The sequence below is a fragment of the Streptomyces hainanensis genome, assembly GCF_004348415.1.
Classification (GTDB): domain Bacteria; phylum Actinomycetota; class Actinomycetes; order Streptomycetales; family Streptomycetaceae; genus Streptomyces; species Streptomyces hainanensis.
The window spans coordinates 1-4,905 of record NZ_SMKI01000523.1 but is presented as its reverse complement, the minus strand read 5'-3'; the positions used below and the strand labels follow the sequence as shown (position 1 = coordinate 4,905).

Here is a 4,905-nt window from a genome sequence, read left to right as displayed (position 1 = left end):
CCCCTTGGCGCGAGCCGCGCCGCTGGCGCGGCGGCTGGCCCCGCCTCCGGCGGGGGGCCTGCGGCGCCGCAGGCCGTTGCGGCGCGAGCGGACGGCCCTACGGGCCGGTCCGCAGGCGGCGCCACGGCGCGCGCGGCGCGCCCCGCCACCGGGGCCGTCGCCCACGGCGTGCCGGCCGCGCCGGCCCGAGCCGTCCCCTTGGACGCGGCCTCCGCCACCGCCGGCCCGACGGCGGTCCCCGCCCCGGGGCCCGGTCGCGGCTCCGCCGCCTCCGCCTCTTCCGCCGACCTCGCGGTGCGATCGGCCGCACCGTCAAGTGCGGCGCCAGCGCGCTCCGCCGGGCAGCCGGCGGTCCCCGCGCCGGCCCCCGGCCACGGCTTCGCCGTGCCCGCGATGGGCGCCGACGCTGCCGAGGCCGCCGCGTCGCCCACGGCGCCCCCCGGCGCCGCCGGCCTGGCGGCGCCAGCCGCCGCAGGTGCGCGGCCTACGGCGTCGCCGCCGATGGCGCCCGCACCCGGCAACGGCTTCGCCGCACCTGCGCCCGCGTCGGCCGGTGCCGCCGCGTCGCCTACGGCGTGGCCGCCGGTGGCGCCCGGGTCCGGCCGTGGCTCCGCCGCGTCGCCTACGGCGCCCCCCGGCGCCGCCGGCTTGGCGGCGCCAGCCGCCGCAGGTGCGCGGCCTACGGCGTCGCCGCCGATGGCGCCCGCACCCGGCAACGGCTTCGCCGCTCCTGCGTCCGCGCTGGCGCCCGGCCACGGCTTCGCCGTGCCTGCGCCGAGCGCCGGCGCTGCCCGGGCTGCCGCGTCGCCCACGGCGTCGCCCGGCGCCGCCGGCCCGGTGGCGCCAGGCGCCGCAGCGGCGCGGTCCGCCGGGCAGTCGGCGGTCCTCGCGCCCGGGCCCGGCCACGGCTTCGCCGTGCCCGCGCCGAGCGCCCACGCCGCCCGGGCCGCCGTGCCGCCTACGGCGTCGCCGCCGGTGGCGCCCGCGCCGTCGGGAAAGCCAGCGCCAGCGTCCTCGTGGCGGATCGATGTCCGAGAGATGCCGTATCTCCTCGACCACTGTTTCTTCCGGCAGCGCCCCGGGTGGCCCGATGCCGGGGACCGGTGGCCGGTCGTACCGGCGACGACCGTGCTCGCTCACCTCATGGCCGTCACCGAGCGCGAAGCGGGCCCGCGGCGGCGGGCGGTCGAGGTGCGCGACGTGCGGCTGCTGAAGTGGATCGAGGCGCTGCCCGCCGTCGAACTACCCGTGACCGCACGTCGGTTGGCGGGGGACCGCGCCGAGGTCACGCTCAGCGGGTTCGCGAGGGCCACCGTCACGGTGGCGGGGGAGTGGCCGGCGGCGCCGGCGCCCTGGCGGTTCGACGCGGCGACCGAGCGGGTGCCCGGGATGCGGGCCGAGCAGCTGTACAGCGAGCGGTGGATGTTCCACGGCCCCGCGTTCCAGGGGGTCACCGAACTCACCGCCATCGGCGACCGGCACCTCCGCGGTGTCATCACCGCGCCGGCCGCGCCCGGCGCGCTGCTGGACAACGTCGGCCAACTGCTCGGCTACTGGATCATGGCCAGCCTCACCGAACGCACCACCGTGTTCCCGATGCGGATGGACCGCATCACCTTCCACGGGCCCCACCCCACCGCCGGGGAGCGTCTCGAGTGCCTGGTGAGGATCGTCGAGGTGGGCGACAGCACGCTCACCGCCGACATGCAACTGCTGCGCGGCGGCCGGGTCTGGGCCGAGCTCACCGGCTGGACCGACCGGCGGTTCGACACCGACCCGGGGATCCGCGCCGTGGACCGCTACCCGGGCCGCAACATCCTCTCCACGCCCCAGGACGGCGGCTGGACGCTGGTCCACGAGCGCTGGCCGGACCTGGCCACCCGTGAGCTGCTGATGCGCAACGTCCTCGGCGGCGCCGAGCGCGAGGCGTACGCGGCGCTGCCGCCGCTCCGGCGCCGGCAGTGGCTGCTCGGCCGGATCGCCGCCAAGGACGCGCTGCGGCGCGTCCTGTGGCACGAGGGGGCCGGCGAGATCTTCCCCGCCGAGATCGCGGTGGTGAACGACGCCGCCGGCCGCCCGCTGCCCAGGGGCGTGCACGGCCGGGACGTGGCGGGCCTCACCGTCTCGATCGCGCACCGCGCCGAGGCCGGCGTGGCCCTCGCCGGCCGGGGACCGTGCGGCATCGACGTCGAGGAGATCACCGGCCGCCCGGCCGCCACCGTCGACACCGCCTGCGGCCCGGCGGAGCGCGCCCTGTTGGCCCGGATGCCGGGCGACGCCGACGCCTGGTTCACCCGCTTCTGGGCCGCCAAGGAGGCCGTCGCCAAGGCCCGTGGCACCGGCCTGCGCGGCCGCCCCGCCGACCACCGGGTACTGGCCGCCGAGCCCGGGGCGCTGCTGCTCGCGGTCGGCGACGACACGTACGAGGTGCGCACCGCCGATGTCGCCAACCCGCCGGGACTGCCACCCCGCCGGTACGCCGTCGCCTGGACCGCCGGCGACAACCCGACTGGAGAATGAGATGACCACCGAGACGACCCCGCGGGACGCCGCCGCGCTGCCCGACCTGGTGCTGGCCGACATCGCGGTCATGCTCAGGGACCTGCTGGAGGAGGCCGGCCTCGACGACGCCGAGATCGGCCGCGACACCACCTTCCACGACGATCTCGAACTCGAGAGCATCGACCTGGTCACGCTGTCCGGCGCGCTCCGCGAGCAGTACGGCGACCGGGTCAACTTCGCGAACTTCGTCGCCGAGCTCGAACTCGACGAGATCATCGCCCTCACCGTCGGCGAACTGGTGGACCACGTCGTGGTCTCGCTGCGCGCCACCGAGCGGAGCTGATCGCGCCATGACCAGGATCGCCACCGGCGAGATCACCACCCACGTCCAGCGGCTCGACGCCGTCAGGCCCGCCGACGCCACGGGCGAGCCACCCGTCGTCGTGTTCGTCCACGGCCTGCTCACCGACAGCCTGGCCAGCTACTACTTCACCGTCGGCCCGGCCTTCGCCGCCGCCGGCGTCGACGTCGTCATGTACGACCTGCGCGGCCACGGCCGGAGCGACCGCCCCCGCGACGGTTACCGGTTGGAGTCGTTCGTCGGCGATCTCACGGGCCTGCTCGACGCGTTGGGGGAGCGGCGTCCCGTCCACGTGGTGGGCAACTCGTTCGGCGGCACCGTGGCCGCCGCCCTGGCCGCCTGGCACCCGGAGCGGGTGGCCACCGTCACCATGATCGAGTCGGAGCCGCCGGTCGCCGAGTGGACCCGGCACATGGCGGCCGGCCTCGACGACGCCCGCCGCCGGCTGGCCCGCGAGGACGTCATCGACTGGATCGCCGCCCACCACGGCGCGCACACCGCCCGCCTCTCCCGGGGCGCGAGCCGCATCCTGGCGACCACCACGCTGGCGGACGACGTCCCCGCGGGGCGGGTGATCGCCGACGACCTCTCGGCCCTGACCTGCCCGCTGCTGGCCATCTTCGGCGACGAGTCGGGGCTCGCCGCCCAGGTGCCGGAGCTGACCGCCAAGGTCGCCGACTGCCGCACCGTGGTGCTGCCGAACCAGGGGCACTCGGTGCTGGTCGAGCGCCCCGAGGAGACCCGGGACCTCATCCTGGGGTGGGTCACCCGGCACACCCTGGCCGGGACGGCGGTGCGGTGACCCGCTTCCTGCTGGTCGTCCCGCCGCTGGTGGGGCACGTCAACCCGCTGGTCGGCGTCGCCGCCGAGCTGGCCGGGCGCGGCCACCGGGTGGCGTGGGCCGGGCATCCCGGGCTGCTCGCCCGGCTGGTCGGGGACGATGCCGTCACCTTCGGCTGCGACATCCCCGGCACCGACCTGCGCCGGCCGCCCGAACTCACCGGCCCGGCCGCGTTCCAGTTCCTGTGGCGGGACGTCTTCGTGCCGCTCGCCGACCTGATGGCGCCCGGGGTGCATGCCGCCGTCGACGCGTTCCGCCCCGACCTGGTCGTCACCGACCAGCACGCGGTGGCCGGCGCGCTGGTCGCCGAGCGGCGCGGGCTCCCGTACGTCACCTCGGCCACCACGTCGGCCGAACTGGCCGACCCGCTGGCCGGGTTGCCCAGGGTCGGCGCCTGGCTGACCGGACTGCTCGACGCGCTGCGGGCCAGGATCGGCGACCCGGCGGTGACCGGGGACCCCCGGTTCTCGCCGCACGGCATCGTCGCCTTCACCGGGCGCGAACTCCTCGGCGACGCGCCGCCGCCGCACGACCGCACCCGCCTCGTCGGCCCGGTCATCGCGGCCCGGCCGGCGGACGTCGCGTTCCCCCACGAGCGGCTCGACCCGGACCGCCGCACGGTGCTGGTCAGCCTCGGCACCGCCAACGTCGACGTCGGCGGGCGCTTCCTCGCCGAGGCCGTGGCCGCGCTGCGCGCCGCGCGCGACCGGGTCCTCGGCATCGTCCTCGACCCGGGCCACACCCTGCCCGACGCGGTGCGTGGTCCGGACGGCGACCCGCTGGTGCTCGACCGGGTGCCGCAACTCGACCTGCTGCCGCACCTGGACGCGGTGGTCTGCCACGGCGGCCACAACACGGTGTGCGAGTCGCTCTGGCACGGTGTGCCGCTGGTGGTCGCCCCCATCCGGGACGACCAACCCCTGGTCGCGGGGCAGGTGGTGGCCGCCGGCGCGGGCGTGCGGCTGCGCTTCGGCCGGGCCGGCGCCGACCGGATCGGCGCCGCGATCGACGCCGTGCTCGACCCGGCCGGCGGCCACCGGGCCGCCGCCGAGGCGATCGGCCGCGGCTTCCGGGCGGCCGGCGGCGCCGCGGCGGCCGCCGACCACCTGGAGTCCGTCGCCGCCCGACCCCTCGACGCCGCCACGCACCACTGAACCGCGCCACGCACCACTGAAGCGCGCCACGATCCGCGCCCCCACCG

At 77.7% G+C, this 4,905-nt stretch carries 4 protein-coding genes; all 4 read left to right on the top strand.

From position 1 onward, the window contains the following. The first annotated feature begins 1,128 nt into the window (after positions 1–1,128). The 4 genes from E1283_RS39235 to E1283_RS31640 are packed head-to-tail and all read left to right on the top strand — an operon-like array spanning position 1,129 to position 4,858. Positions 1,129–2,520, top strand: a complete 1,392-nt coding sequence (locus E1283_RS39235; RefSeq protein WP_341829969.1) for a 4'-phosphopantetheinyl transferase superfamily protein — start codon at positions 1,129–1,131, stop codon at positions 2,518–2,520. Between the two features lies 1 nt (position 2,521). Further along, the gene (locus tag E1283_RS31650; protein WP_132821612.1) at positions 2,522–2,845 is read left to right on the top strand and encodes an acyl carrier protein; all 324 of its coding nucleotides are present in this window, start codon (positions 2,522–2,524) and stop codon (positions 2,843–2,845) included. Between the two features lie 7 nt (positions 2,846–2,852). Further along, a complete protein-coding gene (locus E1283_RS31645; protein ID WP_132821611.1) occupies positions 2,853–3,665 on the top strand; it encodes an alpha/beta fold hydrolase in 813 nt (270 codons plus the stop codon). After that, positions 3,662–4,858 (top strand): glycosyltransferase, encoded by a 1,197-nt coding sequence (locus tag E1283_RS31640; protein WP_132821610.1) that lies wholly within the window; start codon positions 3,662–3,664, stop codon positions 4,856–4,858. The genes E1283_RS31645 and E1283_RS31640 overlap by 4 nt, the downstream gene beginning before the upstream one ends. Positions 4,859–4,905 lie beyond the last annotated feature (47 nt).

Coding starts and splice junctions, on each gene's coding strand:
- E1283_RS31645 (WP_132821611.1), top strand. CDS start 2,853: ATGACCAGGATCGCCACCGGCGAGATCACCACCCACGTCCAGCGGCTC.
- E1283_RS31650 (WP_132821612.1), top strand. CDS start 2,522: ATGACCACCGAGACGACCCCGCGGGACGCCGCCGCGCTGCCCGACCTG.